The sequence below is a fragment of the Pseudomonas sp. PDM31 genome (assembly GCF_019218965.1).
GTDB lineage: Bacteria > Pseudomonadota > Gammaproteobacteria > Pseudomonadales > Pseudomonadaceae > Aquipseudomonas.
On record NZ_JAHUWS010000017.1, the window covers coordinates 81,647 to 102,303 of the forward strand.

At 60.8% G+C, this 20,657-nt stretch carries 23 protein-coding genes and 1 pseudogene; 10 read left to right on the forward strand and 14 right to left on the reverse strand.

Annotation, left to right across the window (positions count from 1 at the left end; genetic code table 11):
- The first annotated feature begins 43 nt into the window (after positions 1 to 43).
- Positions 44 to 889, forward strand: a complete 846-nt coding sequence (locus KW839_RS25825; protein WP_060541285.1) for a MoxR family ATPase — start codon at positions 44 to 46, stop codon at positions 887 to 889.
- 18 nt (positions 890 to 907) lie between these two features.
- On the forward strand, positions 908 to 2,086 hold the full coding sequence (locus tag KW839_RS25830) for a VWA domain-containing protein (RefSeq protein ID WP_060541284.1): 1,179 nt from the start codon (positions 908 to 910) through the stop codon (positions 2,084 to 2,086).
- Between the two features lie 118 nt (positions 2,087 to 2,204).
- Here KW839_RS25830 and KW839_RS25835 read toward each other — a convergent pair whose 3' ends face one another.
- The 4 genes and pseudogenes from KW839_RS25835 to KW839_RS25850 all read right to left on the reverse strand — a co-directional run bounded on the left by KW839_RS25835 (position 2,205) and on the right by KW839_RS25850 (position 5,931).
- Entirely contained in the window at positions 2,205 to 3,131 is a 927-nt protein-coding gene (locus KW839_RS25835) for a biotin-dependent carboxyltransferase family protein (RefSeq protein ID WP_218425860.1), read from the reverse strand.
- A complete protein-coding gene (locus KW839_RS25840) occupies positions 3,128 to 3,832 on the reverse strand; it encodes an allophanate hydrolase subunit 1 (RefSeq protein WP_060541282.1) in 705 nt (234 codons plus the stop codon). The genes KW839_RS25835 and KW839_RS25840 overlap by 4 nt, the downstream gene beginning before the upstream one ends.
- Complete coding sequence (locus KW839_RS25845; protein ID WP_218425861.1) at positions 3,829 to 4,581, reverse strand: 5-oxoprolinase subunit PxpA; 753 nt, start codon at positions 4,579 to 4,581, stop codon at positions 3,829 to 3,831. Before KW839_RS25845 ends, KW839_RS25840 begins: the two co-directional genes overlap by 4 nt.
- Positions 4,582 to 4,644: 63 nt before the next feature.
- Positions 4,645 to 5,931 (reverse strand): annotated as a pseudogene (locus KW839_RS25850) (MFS transporter).
- 159 nt (positions 5,932 to 6,090) lie between these two features.
- On the opposite strand from KW839_RS25850, the gene KW839_RS25855 reads away from it, so the two are divergent.
- The gene (locus KW839_RS25855; protein WP_060541279.1) at positions 6,091 to 7,017 is read left to right on the forward strand and encodes a LysR family transcriptional regulator; all 927 of its coding nucleotides are present in this window, start codon (positions 6,091 to 6,093) and stop codon (positions 7,015 to 7,017) included.
- Between the two features lie 102 nt (positions 7,018 to 7,119).
- On the opposite strand, the gene KW839_RS25860 is transcribed toward KW839_RS25855, so the two are convergent.
- From KW839_RS25860 to KW839_RS25870, 3 genes are read right to left on the reverse strand one after another with little or no spacing between them, the layout of a single operon-like run.
- The gene (locus KW839_RS25860) at positions 7,120 to 7,662 is read right to left on the reverse strand and encodes a DUF2937 family protein (protein WP_218425862.1); all 543 of its coding nucleotides are present in this window, start codon (positions 7,660 to 7,662) and stop codon (positions 7,120 to 7,122) included.
- Between the two features lie 9 nt (positions 7,663 to 7,671).
- A complete protein-coding gene (locus tag KW839_RS25865; RefSeq protein ID WP_060541277.1) occupies positions 7,672 to 8,448 on the reverse strand; it encodes a class II glutamine amidotransferase in 777 nt (258 codons plus the stop codon).
- 30 nt (positions 8,449 to 8,478) lie between these two features.
- A complete protein-coding gene (locus tag KW839_RS25870; RefSeq protein ID WP_218425863.1) occupies positions 8,479 to 8,976 on the reverse strand; it encodes an MFS transporter in 498 nt (165 codons plus the stop codon).
- Positions 8,977 to 9,189: 213 nt separating this feature from the next.
- On the opposite strand from KW839_RS25870, the gene KW839_RS25875 reads away from it, so the two are divergent.
- Both KW839_RS25875 and KW839_RS25880 read left to right on the forward strand, forming a co-directional pair.
- Positions 9,190 to 11,244, forward strand: coding sequence for a S9 family peptidase (locus KW839_RS25875; protein WP_218425864.1), 2,055 nt, complete (start codon positions 9,190 to 9,192; stop codon positions 11,242 to 11,244).
- Between the two features lie 214 nt (positions 11,245 to 11,458).
- Positions 11,459 to 11,932 (forward strand): cyclic nucleotide-binding domain-containing protein, encoded by a 474-nt coding sequence (locus KW839_RS25880; protein ID WP_060541274.1) that lies wholly within the window; start codon positions 11,459 to 11,461, stop codon positions 11,930 to 11,932.
- Here the strand turns inward: KW839_RS25880 and KW839_RS25885 are convergent.
- Positions 11,929 to 12,219, reverse strand: a complete 291-nt coding sequence (locus KW839_RS25885) for a hypothetical protein (protein ID WP_060541273.1) — start codon at positions 12,217 to 12,219, stop codon at positions 11,929 to 11,931. The genes KW839_RS25880 and KW839_RS25885 overlap by 4 nt on opposite strands.
- A 95-nt stretch (positions 12,220 to 12,314) precedes the next feature.
- Here KW839_RS25885 and KW839_RS25890 point away from each other — a divergent pair, with 95 nt between their 5' ends.
- From KW839_RS25890 to KW839_RS25905, 4 genes are all read left to right on the forward strand, one after another.
- A complete protein-coding gene (locus KW839_RS25890) occupies positions 12,315 to 13,001 on the forward strand; it encodes a spermidine synthase (protein ID WP_095171697.1) in 687 nt (228 codons plus the stop codon).
- Positions 13,002 to 13,051: 50 nt separating this feature from the next.
- Positions 13,052 to 13,423 (forward strand): YajD family HNH nuclease, encoded by a 372-nt coding sequence (locus KW839_RS25895; protein ID WP_007944009.1) that lies wholly within the window; start codon positions 13,052 to 13,054, stop codon positions 13,421 to 13,423.
- Positions 13,424 to 13,633: 210 nt separating this feature from the next.
- Positions 13,634 to 14,104: an RNA methyltransferase gene (locus KW839_RS25900; protein WP_060541271.1), complete on the forward strand. Its 471-nt coding sequence runs from the start codon at positions 13,634 to 13,636 to the stop codon at positions 14,102 to 14,104.
- Between the two features lie 92 nt (positions 14,105 to 14,196).
- The gene (locus KW839_RS25905; protein ID WP_060541270.1) at positions 14,197 to 14,574 is read left to right on the forward strand and encodes a DUF2892 domain-containing protein; all 378 of its coding nucleotides are present in this window, start codon (positions 14,197 to 14,199) and stop codon (positions 14,572 to 14,574) included.
- Between the two features lie 85 nt (positions 14,575 to 14,659).
- On the opposite strand, the gene KW839_RS25910 is transcribed toward KW839_RS25905, so the two are convergent.
- Complete coding sequence (locus tag KW839_RS25910; protein WP_218425865.1) at positions 14,660 to 15,889, reverse strand: hypothetical protein; 1,230 nt, start codon at positions 15,887 to 15,889, stop codon at positions 14,660 to 14,662.
- 36 nt (positions 15,890 to 15,925) lie between these two features.
- Positions 15,926 to 16,375: a YcgN family cysteine cluster protein gene (locus tag KW839_RS25915; RefSeq protein WP_007944020.1), complete on the reverse strand. Its 450-nt coding sequence runs from the start codon at positions 16,373 to 16,375 to the stop codon at positions 15,926 to 15,928.
- A gap of 276 nt (positions 16,376 to 16,651) precedes the next feature.
- Between KW839_RS25915 and KW839_RS25920 the strand changes: the two genes are divergently transcribed.
- Positions 16,652 to 17,245 (forward strand): nitroreductase family protein, encoded by a 594-nt coding sequence (locus KW839_RS25920; RefSeq protein WP_218425866.1) that lies wholly within the window; start codon positions 16,652 to 16,654, stop codon positions 17,243 to 17,245.
- A gap of 125 nt (positions 17,246 to 17,370) precedes the next feature.
- On the opposite strand, the gene KW839_RS25925 is transcribed toward KW839_RS25920, so the two are convergent.
- From KW839_RS25925 to KW839_RS25940, 4 genes are all read right to left on the reverse strand, one after another.
- On the reverse strand, positions 17,371 to 18,303 hold the full coding sequence (locus KW839_RS25925) for a D-2-hydroxyacid dehydrogenase (protein WP_060541267.1): 933 nt from the start codon (positions 18,301 to 18,303) through the stop codon (positions 17,371 to 17,373).
- A gap of 121 nt (positions 18,304 to 18,424) precedes the next feature.
- Positions 18,425 to 18,718: a YcgL domain-containing protein gene (locus KW839_RS25930; protein WP_060541266.1), complete on the reverse strand. Its 294-nt coding sequence runs from the start codon at positions 18,716 to 18,718 to the stop codon at positions 18,425 to 18,427.
- Positions 18,715 to 19,848 carry a ribonuclease D gene (gene rnd / locus KW839_RS25935; RefSeq protein WP_060541265.1) on the reverse strand — a complete coding sequence of 378 codons (1,134 nt, stop codon included), beginning with the start codon at positions 19,846 to 19,848 and terminating at the stop codon, positions 18,715 to 18,717. Before rnd ends, KW839_RS25930 begins: the two co-directional genes overlap by 4 nt.
- Before the next feature lie 123 nt (positions 19,849 to 19,971).
- Positions 19,972 to 20,634, reverse strand: coding sequence for a class I SAM-dependent methyltransferase (locus tag KW839_RS25940; protein WP_218425867.1), 663 nt, complete (start codon positions 20,632 to 20,634; stop codon positions 19,972 to 19,974).
- Positions 20,635 to 20,657: the final 23 nt, after the last annotated feature.

Here is a 20,657-nt window from a genome sequence, read left to right on the forward strand (position 1 = left end):
GCCCTGCCTTTTCAGGTCGGCGTTACCGTTCGAGGATTAGCAGATGAAGTTCGAAGGCACCCAGGCCTACGTCGCCACCGATGACCTGAAGCTGGCGGTGAATGCCGCCATCACCCTGGAGCGGCCATTGCTGGTCAAGGGCGAACCAGGCACCGGCAAGACCATGCTCGCCGAGCAACTGGCCGAATCCTTTGGCGCCAAGCTGATCACCTGGCACATCAAGTCCACCACCAAGGCTCACCAGGGCCTGTACGAGTACGACGCGGTCAGCCGCCTGCGCGATTCGCAACTAGGCACGGAAAAAGTCCACGACGTTCGCAACTACCTGAAAAAAGGCAAGCTCTGGGAAGCCTTCGAATCCGAAGAGCGGGTGATCCTGCTGATCGACGAAATCGACAAGGCCGACATCGAATTCCCCAACGACCTGCTGCAAGAACTCGACAAAATGGAGTTCTACGTTTACGAGATCGACGAGACCATCAAGGCCAAGAAACGTCCGATCATCATAATTACCTCCAACAACGAGAAAGAGCTGCCGGACGCATTCCTGCGCCGCTGCTTCTTCCACTACATCGCGTTCCCGGATCGCACGACCATGCAGCGGATCGTCGACGTGCATTACCCGGACATCAAGAAAGACCTGGTCAGCGAAGCGCTGGACGTGTTCTTCGACGTGCGCAAGGTGCCGGGCCTTAAGAAAAAACCATCGACCTCAGAGCTGGTGGACTGGCTGAAGCTGCTGATGGCCGACAACATCGGCGAAGCGGTCCTGCGCGAACGCGATCCGACCAAGGCCATCCCGCCGCTGGCCGGCGCCTTGGTGAAGAACGAACAGGACGTGCAATTGCTTGAGCGCCTGGCGTTCATGAGCCGTCGCGGTAGTCGTTGATCATCCGGGGCAAAGACCATGCTGCTCAACCTGTTCAATGAAATGCGCGCAGCCAAGGTGCCGGTCTCGGTGCGTGAGCTGCTGGACCTGATCAACGCGCTGAAACAGCGCGTGACCTTCGCCGACATGGACGAGTTCTATTACCTGTCCCGGGCGATCCTGGTGAAGGACGAAAAGCATTTCGACAAATTCGATCGAGCGTTCGGGGCTTATTTCAACGGCCTGGAAAAACTCGATGATCACTTGCAGGCGCTGATCCCCGAGGATTGGCTGCGCAAGGAGTTCGAGCGTTCACTGACCGACGAAGAGCGCGCGGCGATCCAGTCCCTTGGGGGCCTGGACAAGCTGATCGAAGAGTTCAAGAAGCGCCTGGAAGAACAGAAGGAACGCCATGCCGGTGGCAACAAGTGGATCGGCACCGGTGGTACCAGCCCGTTCGGTTCCGGCGGTTTCAACCCCGAAGGCATTCGGGTCGGCGATGCCGGCAAGCGTCAGGGCAAGGCAGTCAAGGTCTGGGACCAGCGCGAGTACAAGAACCTCGATGACACCGTCGAACTGGGCACGCGCAATATCAAGGTCGCCCTGCGCCGCCTGCGCAAGTTCGCCCGCCAGGGCGCGGCCGAAGAGCTGGACATCGATGGCACCATCGACCACACCGCCAAAGATGCCGGTTTGCTGAATATCCAGATGCGGCCGGAGCGGCGTAACACCGTCAAGCTGTTGCTGTTGTTCGATATCGGCGGCTCGATGGACGCTCACGTGAAGATCTGCGAAGAGCTGTTCTCGGCCTGCAAGACCGAGTTCAAGCACCTGGAGTACTTCTACTTTCACAACTTCATTTATGAATCGGTGTGGAAGAACAACATGCGTCGCACCTCCGAGCGCACCTCGACCATGGACCTGCTGCACAAGTACGGTGCCGACTACAAAGTGATTTTCATCGGTGACGCCGCGATGGCGCCCTACGAAATCACCCAGGCAGGCGGCAGCGTCGAGCACTGGAACGAAGAAGCCGGTTACGTGTGGATGCAGCGGTTCAAGGAGAAGTACAAGAAGCTCATCTGGATCAACCCGTACCCGAAAGACACCTGGGGCTATACCTCGTCGACCAATATCGTGCGGGACTTGATCGATGACCAGATGTATCCGCTGACCCTTCGCGGGTTGGAGGAAGGGATGCGGTTTTTATCCAAATAGGAATGTATTGCCGGTAAGGGCCTCTTCGCGAGCAAGCCCGCTCCCACATTTACTCTGTGCCTTGCACAACGCCAATGTGGGAGCCGGGCTTGCTCCGGGCGGCGTTCCGACGATGCTTTTAGCGGTTCTGAAACCTGCGCAAATATTCAATCTGCTCGCGATACGCCACCTCCTGCACCACCGGGTGCAGCCGCACCTGCTTACCCGGCAGGCATTGCGCCAAGCGCGCCAGCGCCAACGGCGTCAACGCCCCCAGACGCGGATAGCCACCAATGGTCTGCCGATCATTGAGCAGGACGATCGGTTGCCCGTCCGGCGGTACCTGAACCGCACCCAGCGGGATGCCTTCGGAAATCATCGGCTTGCCCTGATACTGCAGCGCAGGGCCCAAGAGGCGAATGCCCATGCGGTCGGCACGGCTGTCCAGACTCCAGGTGCTGTTGAACGCATCGAACAGACTCTGCCCGCTGAACTCGCCGATTTGCGCCCCCAGCACCAGGTCCAGCGGTGTATCCAGGTTCAGGTCCGGTCGCTGATCTGCCGGTACATCGCGCAGCAACATCAGCGGATTCCCCGAATAGCTCAACGAAGCACCTTGGCTCAATGGGCGACCCATGCCATCCAGCCCCCCCAGTTCTTCGCGGACCACGGTGGCGCTGCTGCCCAACACCTTCGGTGCGGCAAAACCACCCGGCGCGGCCAGATAGGCTCGGGCCCCAAGCAATGGTTGAGTGAATTGCAAACGCTGGCCTTTGTGCAGTCTGAAACTGCGCCATGGCGCCAACGCTTCGCCATCGACCTGCGCGCCCAGATCCGCTCCGGCCAGTGCCAGCAGACATTCGTCCTCCGCCACCAGGGTCAGACCACCGAGGGTGATTTCGATCACCGCTACATCCAGTGCATTGCCCAGCAGCCAATTGGCCCAGGCCATCGAGCACCAATCGACCGCCCCGCCCTGGGTCACCCCCAGATGCCGCACGCCAAAACGCCCCGCATCCTGCAACAGGCAAAGTGGCGTGCTCGCTTCAATACTCAGACGGCTCATGCCTGGGCCTCCAATGGCGTGTCATCCCCGCCCAGATTGATGAACTCGGCGTGGCCGACCGCTTCGAAGCGCACCGTGTCGCCCGGCTGCATCAGGCTGTAGCCATCGCGGTGGCGGTCGAACAATCTGGCCGGGGTGCGACCGATCAGGTTCCAGCCCCCGGGGGATACCACCGGATAGGCCGCCGTTTGTCGTTCGGCGATGCCGACGCTGCCGGCTGCGACTTTCTTGCGGGGCGTGTTTAGACGCGGCGCGGCGAGGACCTCCTCCACCAGTCCCATGAACGCGAACCCCGGCGCAAAGCCCAGGGCGAAAACCTGATACTCACGCTCGCTATGACGGCGGATCACCTCATCCACCGTCAAGCCGCTGCGCTGCGATAACAGGCTCAGCTCCGGGCCGACGCTCGGGTCGTACCACACCGGCAGCACATGGCAAGCGCCGCGCTTTCTGGCATTGGGCGAAAGATCGATCAATGCCTGGGCGATCAACTCCCGGGCCTGGGACGGGCTCAATCCGCTCAAGTCAAAGTGCACCATCAAGGTGGTGTAAGAAGGCACCAGATCGATCAAATGCCCGGCAAACGCACTGCGCAGGCTTTCGCTGGCAGCGAGCATCCACGGCATGTTGGCTTCGGCGATTTCATCGAACAGGCGCACCATCAGGCAATCGAGCGCTACCACTTCAACCCGCAGTTTCATGAGGCGCTCGGCTGATTCAAGGCTGCACGGATACGTTGCACGGCGGCGACCGAACCGGCGTTGTCGCCGTGCACGCAAAGGGTGTTGGCCTGCAAGTGCAAAGCGCTGCCGTCACTGGCGGTGAGATGATCACCACGGGCAATGATCAGTGCCTGTTCAACGACTTGCTCGGGATCATGATGCACTGCTCCCGGCAATTGTCGCGACAGCAACCTGCCGGCGCTGTCATAGCCGCGATCGGAAAAGGCTTCGAACCACAGGGTCACGCCGTACTCCTCGCCCAACTGCCGGGCGGCGCTATTGTCGGCAGTGGCCATCAACATCAACGGCAGGCTACGGTCATAGGACGCTACAGCCTGGAGCACCGCGCGCAATTGCGCCGGGTTGGCCATCATGTCGTTGTACATCGCGCCGTGGGGTTTGACGTAGCTCACCCGACCGCCCTGGGCCCGGCAAATGCCGTCGAGGGCGCCGATCTGGTAATGCAGAATGTCCTGCAGTTCCTGGGCGCTGTAGGTCATGGACCGACGGCCGAACCCGACCAGATCCTGATAGGCCGGATGCGCGCCGATTTGCACGCCGTGGCTCAGGGCCAGGCTGACAGTCTTGCGCATGACGCCCGGGTCACCGGCATGGAAGCCGCAGGCGATGTTGGCGCAGTCGATGAAGGGCATCACCTCGGCGTCCAGACCCATGGTCCAACTGCCGAAACTCTCGCCGATGTCACAGTTCAATAGCAGGCGGCTCACAGTGAACACTCCTGTAGGTTTTATTCTTCTTCGCTGTAATGCATCTACCGCGCAGGTTATCAGTTACTGAGCGTCCAGTTGCTTGCCACGGGTTTCCGGCAGGCTGAGTGCCGCCAGAATCACCACGCCGTAGGAAACCGCCGCGAACGCGCCGATCCCCACGCTCAATGGCACCGTCTGGCTGAGCAAGCCAATCAGCAACGGGAACAGCGCCGCCAGCGCCCGGCCGATGTTGTAGCAAAAACCCTGCCCCGAACCGCGAATCCGCGTAGGAAACAGTTCGGTCAGAAACGCGCCCATGCCGCTGAAGATCCCCGAGGCAAAGAAGCCCAGCGGGAAGCCCAGCCACAGCATGACGCCGTTGCTCACGGGCAATTACGTATACAGCAGGACGATGGTGAACGAGCCGACCGCGAACAGGATGAAGTTCTTTTTGCGCCCAAGGATGTCAGTCAAATACGCACTGATGACATAGCCAACGTAGGAACCGATGATCACCATCGCCAGATAACCGCCGGTGCCGAGTACGCTCAAGCCGCGTTCGTTCTTCAGGAAAGTCGGCAACCAGGAGGTGATCGCGTAGTAGCCACCCAGAGCACCCGTGGTCAACAACGAGGCGCGGAACGTGGTGAAGAGCATGCCGGGGGCGAAGATCTCGTAGAACTTCGAGGGATTGCTCGGTGCTTCCTTGGCCTTGGCCTGGCGATAGATCTCCGGGTCCTTGACCAGGCGGCGAACGAAAATCACAAAAATCGCCGGCACGATCCCGAGAATGAACAGTGCGCGCCAGGCGTCTTCCGGTGGCAGCAGCGAGAACAACACTGCATACAGAATCGCCGTCAGCCCCCAACCCAGCGCCCAGCCGGATTGCACCATGCCAACCGCCTTGCCGCGATCCTGGGCGCGAATCACTTCACCGATCAACACCGCACCGGCCGTCCATTCGCCACCGAAACCGAAGCCCATCAGGGTGCGCGCGATCAGTAACTGTTCGTAGTTCTGGGCGAAGCCGCAGAGGAAGGTAAAGAAGGCGAACCACAACACGGTCAGTTGCAAGGTGCGCACGCGACCGATGCGGTCGGAGAGAATCCCCGCCACCCAGCCACCGATGGCCGAAGCGATCAGCGTACTGGTGTGAATCAGCCCGGCCTCGCCGGTGGTGATGCCCCACATGGCAATCAGGGTCGGCACCACGAAGCTGAGCATCTGGGTGTCCATGCCGTCCAGGCCATAGCCGATCTTGCAGCTCCAGAACGTTCGGCGTTCCTGCTGATTGATGTTGCGATACCAGTCGAAGGGTCCAGGACGGGCGGTGGCTTTGGGGATGTCGAGGGTGTCGGGCGCACTCATGGCAAATCTCCGCGCATATTTTATTGGTATTGTTCTGAGCCCCGACGACGCCTATCGTGGGAACCGGATGCGTCGATTCTTGGATGTCCGGCCCCTTTGCGTCCAACTAATAAAACCCCGCCCCAGCCATAAGAAAACTTTATCCCCCGAGCTGATGACATGAACCTGAAGTTTCTAGAGACCTTCGTCTGGGTTGCCCGCCTCAAGAGTTTTCGCCTGACGGCAGACAAGCTTTTCACCACCCAGGCGTCGATTTCCAGCCGCATCGCAGTGCTCGAGGGCGAGCTTGGAGTGAAGCTGTTTCTGCGCGATTCCCGGGGCGTGAGCCTGACCCCCGAAGGCTTGAAAGTGCTCGATTATGCCGAGCGGATGCTGGACACCATGCAGGCGCTCAAACAGTCGATCGAGACCCGTTCGAGCAAGGCCGGACGGGTACGCATCGGCGTCATGGACACGGTGATCCACACCTGGCTCAGCCCTTTGGTGGCGCAGATGACCGACCACTACCCGCTGGTGGAAATCGAGCTGGTGGCCGATACCTCGCTCAACCTCTGCGATCAGCTGCAAAAAGGCTTTCTCGATGTGATCCTGCAAACCGATCTGTTGCGCCAGGAAAGCGTGCGCAGCCTGGAGCTGGCCAGCCACCCCATGGGCTGGATCGCCGCCAGCAATTCCCTGTACAACCGCGAGTACTCAGGCATCGCCGACCTGGCCGGTGAGCGCATCATCACCTACTCGAAAAACTCCCATCCGCATCAGGAAGTGCTCGCCCTGATGCAGGCCAACGGCGTCATGGCGCCGCGATTGAACTGCGTCAATTCGGTGTCGGCGATTACCCGGTTGTTGCGTGACGGTTTCGGCATTGGCGCATTGCCACCAGTGCTGGTCGCCGAGGAGCTGGCACGGGGGGAATTGTCCTTGCTGGACATCGACCAGCGACCGCCGGACCTGCAAGTGGTGGTGTCGTGGCGAGTGGGTGTGGAGTGGGTCGAGGAGATTGTGGCGTTGTGTCAGCAGGTGCTTGAAGACTATGCGCAGAAGGTGGGTGACGCTTACGTCACCTTGAGCAAACCTGCGGCCAGCTGAAAGCTATAGATCGCAGCCTCGTTGCACTCGACAGCTCCTACAGGCGATCGCGTTTTCTGTAGGAGCTATCGAGTGCAACGAGGCTGCGATCTGTTGATCTTTTTACAACCCGCGCAAATCCCGCTCTTCGATCGGCCGGCTCTGGCGCAGGCGCTTGCCGCCCAGCACCACCCAGTCGATCAGGCGGAACAGGCACTCCAGGCCGAACGACAGCAGCAACGCGCCGCTCATGCCCCAGATCATCGCCTCGGGTGTCAGCAGAATCTGATAGCTGTAGCCGTTCCAGGTTTCCTTGCGAATATCCGGGTCGGCGGCCAGGACCACTTGCAGGACACGGATGTACCAAGGTCCCTGCATCGCCTGGAACTGCTTGTCCAGCGCCACCTGCCGGGCCAGCAGATTGCTCAGGCTGTCGGCATCGCTGCGAAAGATCGGGTCGTCGCTGGCGCGGTAATGGGCGACCAGGGCCTGCATGTCACCCTTGAAGAACTGATTGGCCGTGCCCTGAAAACCGCTCAAGCCGGCTTGCGCCTCGATCAGGTGCGCTTCGACCCGCTTGGCGTAATCGCTGATGAATCCTGGCACCTGGACACCGATCAACAGGCCCGCCGCAAACAACACCAGCCGTAGATAACTGAGCAACATGGGAGATCCTTATTCGGTCCGGCCCTGGCTGACGCATTCGCCGCGTCGCCACAGGCTCCATTGACCCGGTTCGTAGCGAGTCCAGGTTTCGTTTTCGGTCAGGGGTTCGGTGGCGATCACCGTGACCACGTCGTTGGGCGTGGTTTCGGCCTGAAAGTCGACAATCACGTCGACATCCTTCAAGCGTGCCGGGCCGAATGGAGCGCGGCGCGTGATCTGCGCCAGCTTGGTCGAGCAATAGCAGAACAGCCAGTCACCGTCACTGAGCAGGCAGTTGAACACGCCTTTACTGCGGTATTCGGCGCAGGCCGCCACCAGGTCCGGCAGCAATTGTTCGACCTCGACCGGCTCGGGGAACGCTGCACGCACGCGGTTGAGCAAGTCGCAGAATGCCGCTTCGCTGTCGGTATCGCCAACGGGGCGGTAGAAACTGGCGGCCGGCTGGAAGTCCGCCAGTTGGCCGTTATGGGCGAAACACCAGTTGCGCCCCCACAGCTCACGGACGAACGGATGGGTGTTGGACAGGCAGACCTTGCCGACGTTAGCCTGGCGGATATGCCCGATCACCACTTCGCTCTTGATCGGATAACGCTGTACCAGATTGGCGACTTCCGACTCGCAGCTCGCGGCCGGGTCCTGGAACAGGCGCAGCCCGCGGCCTTCGTAGAAGGCGATGCCCCAACCATCGCGGTGCGGGCCTGTGCGGCCACCGCGCTGCATCAGCCCGGTGAAGCTGAACACGATATCGGTCGGGACATTGGCGCTCATGCCCAATAACTCACACATGCTCGGATTCTCGATGAAGGCAGGGCAAGGTTACAAACGCGGTTCGACTCGCATACGCTGGGGATTGGCCGGCACAGGCGCACGACCGTAACGATCATCGCCGGCACCGCCGAACGGTTGATCATTTTCCCGGTCTTCGGAGCGGGCGGCGGCGTTGGCGGCCGCTGCCTGTTCCTTGCGGGCATTGGCAGCACGCTCGATCGGAAAGCGGATCGCGACAAACACCAGGTAGATTGCGAACGCGATCATGCCGTACATGAACAGATCGGAAATCGCCCGCCAGGCGTTGTTGCCGACCTTGAACAACAGATCAAGGGCGGTGATGGCAATCGATGGAGCGACCTTGGCCTTGACCGGGTCGATGATGGTCGGGCTGAACAGCAGCACGGCGACCAGCAAACGCAACGGCTCACGCAGCCAACGCCACATCCAGCGGGTGATGCGCATCCACACCAACAGGCAGCCTATGGCGGCGAAGGCGTAGAGGCCCCAGGCAATCAGATAGTCGTTCTCGGTCATGGTGTCCATGGCAAGGCAGGCAAAGAGGCGCTTATGATAACGGCTTTTCGCCCTTCAGGCTGCCCAAATCCAGCCAGCAACGTGCCTCACCCTGTGGGAGCGGGCTTGCTCGCGAAAGCGGTGTGTCAGAAAACATAGTCTCGACTGACACCCCTCTTCGCGAGCAAGCCCGCTCCCACAGGGGGTGATGCCCTTATTTCGTATACTGTCCGAGAGTCCTCCATGCCCCTATCCGCCACCCTTTGCGACGCTCCGATTGCCCACAAGGCTGAAGGCTCCGATCCCTACGCCTGGCTGCAGGAGCGCGACACCGAGGCAGTGCTCGACTACCTCAAGGCCGAAAACGCCTATCAGGAAGCACAAACCGCCGACCAGGCCGCATTGCGCGAGACCCTGTTCGAAGAGATCAAGGGCCGGATTCTCGAAACCGACCTGTCCCTGCCCTCGCCTTGGGGGCCGTACCTGTATTACACGCGCACCACCGCGGGCGACGAATACGCCCGGCACTACCGCTGCCCGCGCCCGGCAGATGACAGCCTGACCCTCGACGAAAGCCGGGAACAGCTGTTGCTCGACCCGAACGCACTGGCCAATGGCGGTTTCTTTTCCCTTGGGGCGTTCAGCATCAGTCCCGATCACCAGCGCCTGGCCTACAGCATCGACTCCAGCGGCGAGGAGATCTACACGCTGTTCGTGAAGGAGTTGTCCGACGGGCGTGTCAGCGAACTGGAGTTCCAGGACTGCGACGGCAGCATGACCTGGGCCAACGACAGCCTGACCCTGTTTTTCGGCGAGCTGGACGACACCCATCGCCCGCACAAGCTGTACCGCTATCGCCTCGATGGCACTGCGGCCGAAGAAGTGTTCCATGAGCCCGATGGCCGCTTCTTCATGCATTGCTATCGCTCCAGCTCCGAGCAGCAATTGCTGCTGTCCGTGGGCAGCAAGACCACCAGTGAAGTCTGGGTGCTCGACGCCTCCCAGCCCCAGCAAGCCTTTACCTGCATTGCGCCGAGGGTCGAAGATCACGAATACGACGTCGACCACGGTACGTTCGACGGTCAATGGACCTGGTTCATCCGCACCAACCGCGATGGCATCAACTTCGCCTTGTACACAGCCATTGATAACGGCGGCGCGCCGAGCGAGTCCGACTGGCAGAACCTGATCACGCACAGCGATACGGTGATGATCGATGGCGTCAGCCTCAATGCCGGCGCCATGACCCTGAGCCTGCGCATCGGCGGCCTGCCGATCATCGAGGTTCACCCCCAGGGTCTGCCGAGCTACCGCGTGCAACTGCCCGACGCTGCCTACAGCCTGCACGTGCAGAACAGCCTGGAGTTCCTCAGCGAGCGCATCCGCCTGCGCTATGAGGCATTGAACCGTCCGGCGCAGATCCGCCAGCTCGACCTGGTGACGGGCGAGCAGCAAGTCCTCAAGCAAACGCCGGTGCTCGGTCCGTTCGATGCCGACGCCTACGTCAGCCAGCGCCTGTGGGCGACCGCGCCGGACGGTACGCAAGTGCCGATCAGTCTGGTGATCAAGCGTGAGGACCTCGGCAAACCGGTACCGCTGTACCTCTATGGCTACGGCGCTTACGGCGAAAGCCTCGACCCGTGGTTTTCCCACGCGCGCCTGAGCCTGCTCGATCGCGGCATGGCCTTTGCCATTGCCCATGTGCGTGGCGGCGGCGAGCTGGGGGAAGCCTGGTATCGCGCCGGCAAGCAGGAGCACAAGCACAACACTTTCAGCGACTTCATCGCCTGCGCCGAACACTTGATTGCCGAGGGCTTCACCTCCTCTGCACAATTGGCGATCAGCGGCGGCAGCGCCGGTGGCCTGCTGATCGGTGCGGTACTCAACCAGCGCCCGGAGTTGTTCGCTGCCGCTATCGCCGAAGTGCCGTTCGTTGATGTGCTCAACACCATGCTCGATCCGGACCTGCCACTGACCGTGACCGAATACGACGAGTGGGGCAACCCCGAGGAGCCGGATGTCTATGAGCGGATCAAGGCCTATGCCCCGTACGAAAACGTCACCGCTCAGGACTATCCCGCGACCCTGGTGATCGCCGGCTACAACGACAGCCGTGTGCAGTACTGGGAAGCGGCCAAGTGGGTGGCGAAGCTGCGCGCGAACAAAACCGACGACAATCCACTGCTGCTCAAGACCGAACTGGGCGCCGGTCATGGCGGGATGAGCGGTCGATATCAGGGATTACGTGACGTAGCGCTCGAATATGGGTTTTTGTTCAAGGTTTTGGGCATTGCCTGAGGAACCTGGCCCGACGAAACGGTCTTAATTCCTGACGCCTCGGGCCGATACAACACTATCCCCTGTGGGAGCGGGCTTGCTCGCGAAAGCGGTGGGTCAGTCAAAATTGATTTCGGCTGACCCACCGCTTTCGCGAGCAAGCCCGCTCCCACACGGGGGCAGCGGTGTATTCATAATCCAGCCAGTAAAGACACTACAAAAAGACCGCAACGACATGTCAGAACCGACCTTGCTCAACAACGAAATCCGCGACTGGCTGATGGATTGCGGCCTGTTCAACCAGCTGCTGCCAGCGGACTTTGCCGCCGCCTCAGGCTACTTCAGCATCAGTGCCATCCCCCAGGGCGAAGAAATTTTCCAGGAAGGCGATGCCGGCAGCTTCATGTGTATCATCCACAGCGGCCAGGTGGCGGTGCAGAAAACCACCGCCGACGGCCAACGGGTAACCATCGCCACTTTGCGCAGCGGTCGCTCGTTCGGTGAAATGGCTGTGCTCGACGGCGAGCGGCGCTCGGCCAGTTGCGTGGCGGCGAGCAACTGTCAGTTGCTTAACCTGGGTAAGGACTCACTGGAAAAAATGCTCAACGACGCGCCGAAAATCGCCGCGAAGATCATCCGTGCCCTCGCCGTTTCCCTCTCCAGGCGCCTGCGCATGGCCGACGGGCAACTGCTTTCACAGCAGGTTTAACCGCCCGGCGACTTGGCTTTCGGTGGTTGCGGTGTAAGCCCTGGCAACGGCTGGTCTTTGCTCGGCGGGCTGGGCATTTCCATCGGCACCAACGGCGGACCGCTGCTGCCTGGGCCAACCCTGGGCAAAGGTGCGGGGCTGATCTGCGGATATGGAGTAGGCGTCGCAGTGCCGGGAGCACCGAGCGTCGACGCGGGGCTGACAGGAATGGTTTGCAGCTGTTGGGCCTGCGCTGCAGTTATCGAGAGCGCGGCCAGGGCAATGACCGTTAGAATGGTGCGCTTCATCAATGGCTCCGTTGGCCTTGTCGTCATAAACAGGCTACTCCCAACTGCGTCGGTTTGCCCTCCTGAGTTCTGCCAATTTTCTTCAAGTGAGCCCCATGAAACGTTTTGTTCTGCTCGACACCACCCCTATTCCTGAAAACGGCGGCGCCCTGTGCCTGTTCGAGTACGGCGAGGATTTCGTCATCAAGATCCAGGGCGGTGACGGCGGGCAATTAATGAACACCCGTATGCACGGCTCCGAAGACGCCCTGGCCGAGATCCCTTGCCGCAAAGTCGCTGGCCGACCGAATTCACGGGTGCTCATCGGCGGACTGGGCATGGGCTTCACCCTCGCCTCCGCGCTCAAGCACCTGGGCAAGAGCGCCGAAGTGGTGGTGGCCGAGCTGGTGCCAGGCGTGGTCGAGTGGAACCGCGGGCCCTTGGGCGAAAAGGCCGGCAAGCCGCTGCTCGACCCGCGCACGGTAATCCGTATGGAAGACGTCGCCAAGGTACTGCAAGCCGAGCCACAGGGTTTTGATGCGATCATGCTCGATGTCGACAACGGCCCTGAAGGACTGACCCAGAAGGCCAACAGCTGGTTGTACTCCGCAGGAGGCCTGGCGGCCTGCGCCAAAGCCTTGCGGCCCAAGGGCGTGCTGGCCGTGTGGTCGGCCAGCGCCGATCGGCAATTTTCCGACAAGCTGAAAAAAGCTGGCTTCAAGGCCGAGGAAGTCCAGGTCTTCGCCCATGGCAACAAAGGCACCCGTCACACCATCTGGATTGCCGAGAAGCTCAAGGGCTAGGCTAAACTTCACCCTATAACCGTCATTAGTCTTTCTACAAAGGTGAACCCATGAGTTCGTCCACCCCGACCAACACTTCGAAGCTGGATCGCATCCTTGCCGACAACCAGCGCGACAAGGAAATGGGCTACCGCGACAAAGCCCTGAAGATGTACCCGCACGTGTGCGGCCGCTGCGCCCGTGAGTTTTCCGGCAAGCGCCTGAGCGAACTGACCGTGCACCACCGCGACCACAACCACGACAACAACCCGCAGGACGGCTCGAACTGGGAACTGTTGTGCCTGTATTGCCACGATAACGAGCACTCTCGTTATACCGACCAGCAGTACTTCGGCGAAGGCTCGCTGAGCACACCAAAAATCGCCAAGGCGACGCACAATCCGTTTGCGGCTTTGGCCGGGTTGATGAAAAAGGAAGACTGAAGATCTTCAGCGCCTGAACCGGCCCCTTCGCGAGCAAGCCCGCTCCCACAGTGGATTGGAGGTGAGCACTCAATTTATGTGCGCTTCAGGTCCAGTGTGGGAGCGGGCTTGCTCGCGAAGGCAATTGCGCAGACACCACTAATCTGCGAACAGACCACTGCCACCCATTCCCCGTATAATCGCGCTTTTTTCCTGAAAGGCGCTTCGCTCGTGGCAGACAAACGGTACAGCTGCATTGGTTTGTACAACCCAAAATCACCGGAGAACGTCGGTTCGGTGATGCGCGCCGCTGGCTGTTATGGCGTGGCGTCGGTGTTCTATACCGGCAAGCGCTATGAACGCGCCGCTGACTTCGTCACCGATACCAAGCGAGTCCACTACGACATTCCGCTGATCGGCATCGACGACCTGAAGAAAATCCTGCCCCTGGGCTGCGTGCCCGTTGCCGTTGAACTTGTCGACGGCGCCCGGGCGCTGCCTGAATACACTCACCCGGATCGCGCGCTGTACATCTTCGGCCCCGAGGACGGTTCGCTGGATCAAGAGATTCGCGACTGGTGCGAAGACGTGGTGTACATCCCGACCACCGGCTGCATGAACCTGGCGGCCACCGTCAACGTCGTGCTCTATGACCGCATGGCCAAGGGTCTCAATACCCGATCCGGGCCGAAATTCCGCTGAAGTGCCGCACATCCGATGGAACAAGCTGGCCGTTTCGGCAGTCAGCTTAACTATCCATTACTGAAGCAACCCTTCCTGCCTGGAGTCAGATCATGAGCGAACTCAAGCGCGTCGAGCGTATCGAATCCACACCTTTCCAGAGCCCATCCGAGCAAAACGTGCAGGGCTGGGAGCGCATCGGTTCCCTGGCGGGCGGCGTTGTGATGGTCGGTAAAGGCCTGCGCCGCGGCGGTATTTTCGGTTTGATCCAGGTGGCCATTGGCGGCGTCGCCCTGGCCCGTGGCATCACTGGCCATAGCTCGGCGAAAAGCCTGCTGGAAAAAAGCCGTCAGGACATGAACAACGTGCGGGCGAAAATCCAGCGGGCCGGGGAAGAGTTGAGCCAGTTGAAGGCCAATGCCGAGGCGGCGACCAAAACGGCGACTGTCACGGGCAATGATTCGCTGCAATCGCCGAAAGCCGGGGTCTGATCCAAGCGTTCTGGTGAGGCTGATGGCCTCATCGCCGGCAAGCCAGCTTCCACTTGTGGGAGCTGGCTCGCCAGCGATAGCCGAGTTACTGAAGCAACTCGGTATCCAGTACCTTCGACGAATCCCCGATCACACTCTCACTGAGCTGCACAAACGCCTTGGTATCAACGTTCTCCAGGCGCATCACCCCACGCAGCACATCATCTAGCGAACGCTTGTTGTGGGTTTTCAGGCGAATCTCGCGATCCAGCTCCTGCAATAACACCACCGCCCTGGCCACCTGCGCCGGGCTCGCCGATTCAACGCGCAAAGTCGTGACCTTCTGGCCTGTCTTGATCAGCTTGGCGTGCAGACTTTCGTACCGCTCATCGCTCATGCCGCCGGCCCGCCGCACCAGTTCGATGGCGTAATACTCGGCAAGACCTTCGCTGATCCAGTCACTGCGCTGCGTGTCGTTGATTCTCCCGCACAGCTGAGCCAGTTCACGCACCAGGACGCTGGTGCCGCTTTCGCTGACCAGCGGCAGACGGCTGTTGAGGTAGATCGACTCATGTGCCGCCTGGCTGCCGCGCCACATGGGATCGCTGGCGCCGACAATCAGCAGTTTGGTCGGGTGTCGGGAATAAACCGCCTGTACCTGGGGCCAGACGAAGGTCAGCATGGTCAGCACATCCATGCGGCGCATGCCCTGCCCTTGGGGAGAGGCGACGGTGACTTCGGTTTCCCCAAGCCGCGTGCGCCGGCTGCCGAGGTGGCCGGCGAGCATCCAGCCCGTGGGCCGGTCGAACAGGCGGGAGGGATTATCGATGCGGAATTTGTTCGTGCCGATGCGCGGCCAGGCGGTTTCGACGCTTTTCCAGCCACTGGGCAGTTCAAACTCAAGGCGCGCCACCAATTCGACGCCATCCTGCTGATCGAGTCGGGCGGGCGGCACCAGGTCGTCACCGCGCATCAAGGCCCAGGTCGGGGTCATACGGCTATCGAAGCTGCCATTCTTGCGCCCGTGGCTGATGCGCACGCGATAGGTCAGGCTGGCCTTGTCGGCGCCTGGTTGCCAAACGCCCCGTGCTTGGCTGCCCGGCGTCAGCTGCCATTGGCCATCGGCCTTGAAATCACTGTAATGGCTGCCGTCACCAAGGTCGAAATCCAGGCTGCGCACTGCCGAACCCTGGGCCAGGGTAAGGCGCACTTCGGCCTGGTCGCTCTGCGGCAGCAAGCGCACGTGATAATCCAGATCGACCTTGTTCGCCGCCCACACGGGCGAACCCAGGGTCAGAAATCCACAAGCCAACGCCAGCCGCCATCCCACAGCCATACACACTCCTTCGTGAAACGCTAAAACCCCGAGCGATCAGCCCGCCCGGAAAATCAGGTGATCTTCCCAATCATCTTCCGGCACGCTGCCTTCGGCCAGCATGCGCCCGGACTGGGAGATGCGCTCGTGGTGCACGGCATCGCGATCACCGCACACCAGGTGATGCCATAGCGGCAGGTCCTTGCCTTCGCTGACCAGGCGATAGCCACAGGTCGGTGGCAGCCACTTGAACTCGTCGGCCTTGCCCGGCGTGAGCTGGATGCAGTCCGGCACGAAGTCGCGACGATTAGGGTAGTCAGTGCACTGGCAGGTTTTCAGGTCCAGCAGTTTGCAGGCGATGCGCGTGTAATAGACGCTATTGTCGTCTTCATCTTCAAGCTTTTGCAGGCAGCACAGGCCGCAGCCATCACACAGCGATTCCCATTCCTCTTGATCGAGTTGATCGAGGGTTTTGCGTATCCAGAACGGTTCGACTTTGGCGGCCATGGCTCGAGCATCAACATCAGGTGGTGAAAAGGCCGCCAGTCTAGTGCCCCCGGCCCGTTGGGCCAAGCATTGGCGACTGTCGGTACATCGCACTTGTCAGTTATTGCCCCGCCAAGTAGCTTTGCCAATCGCAAGGAGCCATACCCGCGTGCCATAAACGCTCGACCGCGTTGCATTGCAGTAGTCTGCCAGGCTCTCGACAAACCTCATCGCCCAGCTCAACTGCGCCCGCAGGTTTCAGACAACTCTCTTTCAAACGTAGCAAGGAATCTCTTTATGAGTGCCAATCCACGCGTTGCCGAATACGCCATTCACCCGCAGTTCACTGATCGCTGGTCCCCTCGCGCCTTCACTGGCGAAGCCATTCCCGTCGAGACCCTGCTGAGCTTCTTCGAAGCCGCACGCTGGGCGCCATCGGCGTATAACTCGCAGCCTTGGCGCTTTCTTTACGCCCGTCGCGATACACCGAACTGGGAGCGTTACCTGGGTTTGCTGAACGAGTTCAACCGCAGTTGGGCGCAACACGCCTCGGCCCTGGTGATTGTGATCTCGAAGACCACCTTCGCCGCACCCGGTGCCACCGAAGAAACCCCGGCCTTGTGGCATACCTTCGACACAGGCTCGGCCTGGGGCCACCTGGCGCTGCAAGCGAGCATCAGCGGCTGGCACACCCATGGCATGGCCGGCTTCGACCAGGAACTGACCCGCAAGGAGCTGAACATTCCTGAAGGCTACGCCCTGCACGCCGCCGTTGCGGTCGGCAAGCTGGGTGACAAGGCAAGCCTGGCGGACTACCTGCAGGCCCGCGAAGCGCCAAGCCCGCGGCGGCCGCTGAGCGAGCTGGCGGCCGAGGGTGATTTCACCCTCTAACTCCCACAGCATCCCCTCCTGTGCGAGCGGGCTTGCTCGCGAAGGCGGTGAACCAGTCGACATTTATGCTGGCTGACACACCGCCTTCACGAGCAGGCCCGCTCCCACAGTCGATTGGGGTGATTTTAATACCCGCGATCGAAATCCACTTCCCCGCGCATCCCTTCGCCCGCCTGATACGCCCGCAGGTTCTCGAGGAACAGCTGTACCATCATCGCAGGTGAAGTCGGTGCCGAGCTGTGGCCGGTCAGCAGCAACCCCCAGGCAGTCCAGAATGGGTGTCGTTGCGGTAACGGCTCCTGGCGGCACACGTCGATTATCGCGCCAGCCAGATGCCCTTCTTTCAAGGCCTCGACCAGGTCCGCGTCGACCACGGCAACACCGCGTCCGACGTTGATAAACAGCCCGGTCGGCTTGAATTGCCTGAACAGCGCGGCATCATAAATATCGTGGGTGTCCGGGGTATTGGGGAGCAGATTGACCACATAGTCCGCGTCGCCGACCAGTCGCGGCAGATCCGCCAGTGCACCGACTTCGATAAAGGGGGCCTGCTCACGAGCGCTGCTGGCGATGCCGTACAGTTCAACGCCAAACGGCACGAGGAACTGCGCCACACGCTGGCCGATATCACCGGTGCCCACAATCAGCACCTTGCGCCCCGCCAGGCTGCGGCTTGCGCGATTGTCCCACTTGCGCTCGACCTGGCTGACCAGTCGCGCCAGCACTTCGCGTTCATGACCGAGCATGTAGGTCAGTACATATTCGGCCATGACCTGACCGAAAATCCCCACTGCGCGGGTCAGCCGATAGTGGCGAGGCAAACCGTCGGCCAGCAGCGGAGTGATGCCTGCCCAGGTCGATTGCAGCCATTGGGGCTGGTGGCCCTGACGCAACAGCGTGGCCAGCAGATCAGGTTGACCAAGCCAGACCGGGCAATCGGCGGCCTGACTGGCCAGTTCGGCGGAATCACCGCTGGTCAGCACCTTCAGATCCGGCGCAGCCTCGCGCAACAACCGGGCGTAGACGGGGTGGTCGTGTTCGGCAATCAGAACGCGCATGCTTCAAACCTTTCAAAAACAGTGCAGATGGCCGCCGACAACGCTTCACAAGCGTCGTCACGGCCACCGCGAAAATCCTTCCAGTGTTTCATAAAGGCTCTGAACAGAACCTGTTTGGGTTTTACATCGGGTCGTTGCGGCGCAGCAGTTCTTCCGGCAAGTGCTCGATATATTCATCTTCGGCCGGAGGCATCTGCAGGTGATAACCCTGTTTTTCAAGGTTCTCCAGCACGACGGCGATGTCTTCGCGCGACAGTTTGCGCTCGGGCGTCAGCACCAGGTCAAAAGCATGGATGGCTTTGCCGAAGGCGGCCATCAAAGTCTCCGGCACGCGCTCCAGAGCATCGCTCTTGAGCACATACAGGTACATTTCGTTTCTCTTCGAGCTGCGGTAGATGGAGCAAATACGTTTCAAGGCTGTTCTCCGGCGGTGGCCAGGCTGTCGAGCAGCGCCTGGCCCATCAATTCGCGGCGCCAGCCACGCAGCGAATCAGGCAATTGGTAGGGACCATTGGGGAAACCGCTCTTGAGCAGCGCTTCCAGGGTTTTCTTGCGCAGCATCAGTTCCGGCGCGATGTTCAGGCGCTCGGCCTCGGCCTGGCCGATGGCTTTCAGTTGCTTGAGCAATACGGCAGCGTCCACCGGCAACGGCTCCGGCACGGCTGGCGGCCACTGATCAGGCGACACACTGCCAGAGCGCTTGATCAGATCAAGCAGAAACTCGCCGTCCTGACGCACGGTACGCGGGTGCATGTCTTCGATTTTCGCCAAGGCACCGAGGTTGTCCGGCTGCGTGCGCGCCAGTGGCCACAGTGAGTGTTCACGAATAATACGATTGCGTGGCAAATCACGGGCCCGGGCTTGCTGTTCGCGCCAGGCGCAGAGTTCACGCAGTACGGCGAGCTGGGCGCGGGACAGTTTCCAGGCCAGCTTGGCGTCGCGATAGACCTCGTATGGGTCGGTTTCGCGGCGCAGGTTAGCCACCAGCTCGGCACCGTCCTCGAGCACCCAGGCGTATTTGTCATCGGAAAGCTTCGGACGAAGCTGTACGAAAACTTCCGCCAGGTGCAAGGCATCTTCGGCGGCGTAGCTGATCTGGGTGTCGGACAACGGCCGCTGCAGCCAGTCGGAACGGGTTTCACCCTTGGGCAGGTCGATGCCGAGCACTTCCTGCACCAGTCGCGAATAGCCCATGGAGAAACCCAGGTTCAGATACGCGGCGGCCAGTTGTGTATCGAACAACGGGGCCGGCAGGCTGCCGGTCAGGCGCAACAGAACCTCGAGATCCTCGCTGCAGGCGTGCACCACTTTGACCACCGCCGGGTTTTCCAGCAGCGCGGCCAGAGGTTGCCAGTTGTCGATGGTCAGCGGGTCGATCAGGTAAGCGCGAACGCCATCGCCAATCTGCAGCAGGCCGGCGATGGGGTAGAACGTGTCGACCCGCATGAATTCGGTATCGAGGGCAACGAATGGCAGCTGCTGCCACTCGGTACAAAGCCGACCGAGGCTATCGTTGTCGCGAATCCAGTGAATATCGATGGCCACACGGCTCTCCCTTGAAGAATGGCGCGCAGTATATATCGCCCCCGGCGATTTCCGCGCATCCACTGAACAAGAGCGTTAGCGAAAATTCGTGCCTGATACCAAGAATAGTCCGACAAATCGACGCTAGCTGGCCTTGCCCAGTACGTAAACGCGCATCCGCGCGCCACCGGGCAGGAAATCCTGTTGGTTGAGCAAACGGAAACCCGCCTGCCGGAATTCGTTTTCCACTTCGGCCTTACCCGGTAACGACCGGGTCGCGACACCCTCCCCGTCACAATGTTGTCCCTGGAAGCGACCATCGAGGTGGACCGCCACAATCACTGTATCGCGGCTGACCCGATGGAACTCGCCAAGCATCGCCAGACGAAGTTCGCGGGTGGTCAGGTGTTGAAACACTTGCATGCAAAAAATGCAGTCAACCGCATTCTCCGACAAGCCGATGGCGAAAGCCGAGCTTTGAAAGGTCTTGACCCGTTTGAACAGACTCTGTGGATGGTGGGTGCGCGCATGATCGAGAATGTCCTGGGACGGATCAGTCGCAAGAATCACTCGATTGGCGTGCCCGGCCAGTACCGGCCAGTATCGCCCGACTCCACAGGCCACATCGAGGATCAGACCGGGTTCACCAGCGACCTTGAGCGCATTGCGTACCAGCCGCGCCTCGCGCCAGTACCGCAGACGCTCGACCAAGCCCGGCGCGTGCGGCTGCAGGCAGACGCGCGCGTGCTCCTGATCGTAACGCCGGGCAATTTCAAGCTCGAAGGCGGATGGGGGCTGGAAGGACATGTGCAATGGCTCTTGGAGAAGGA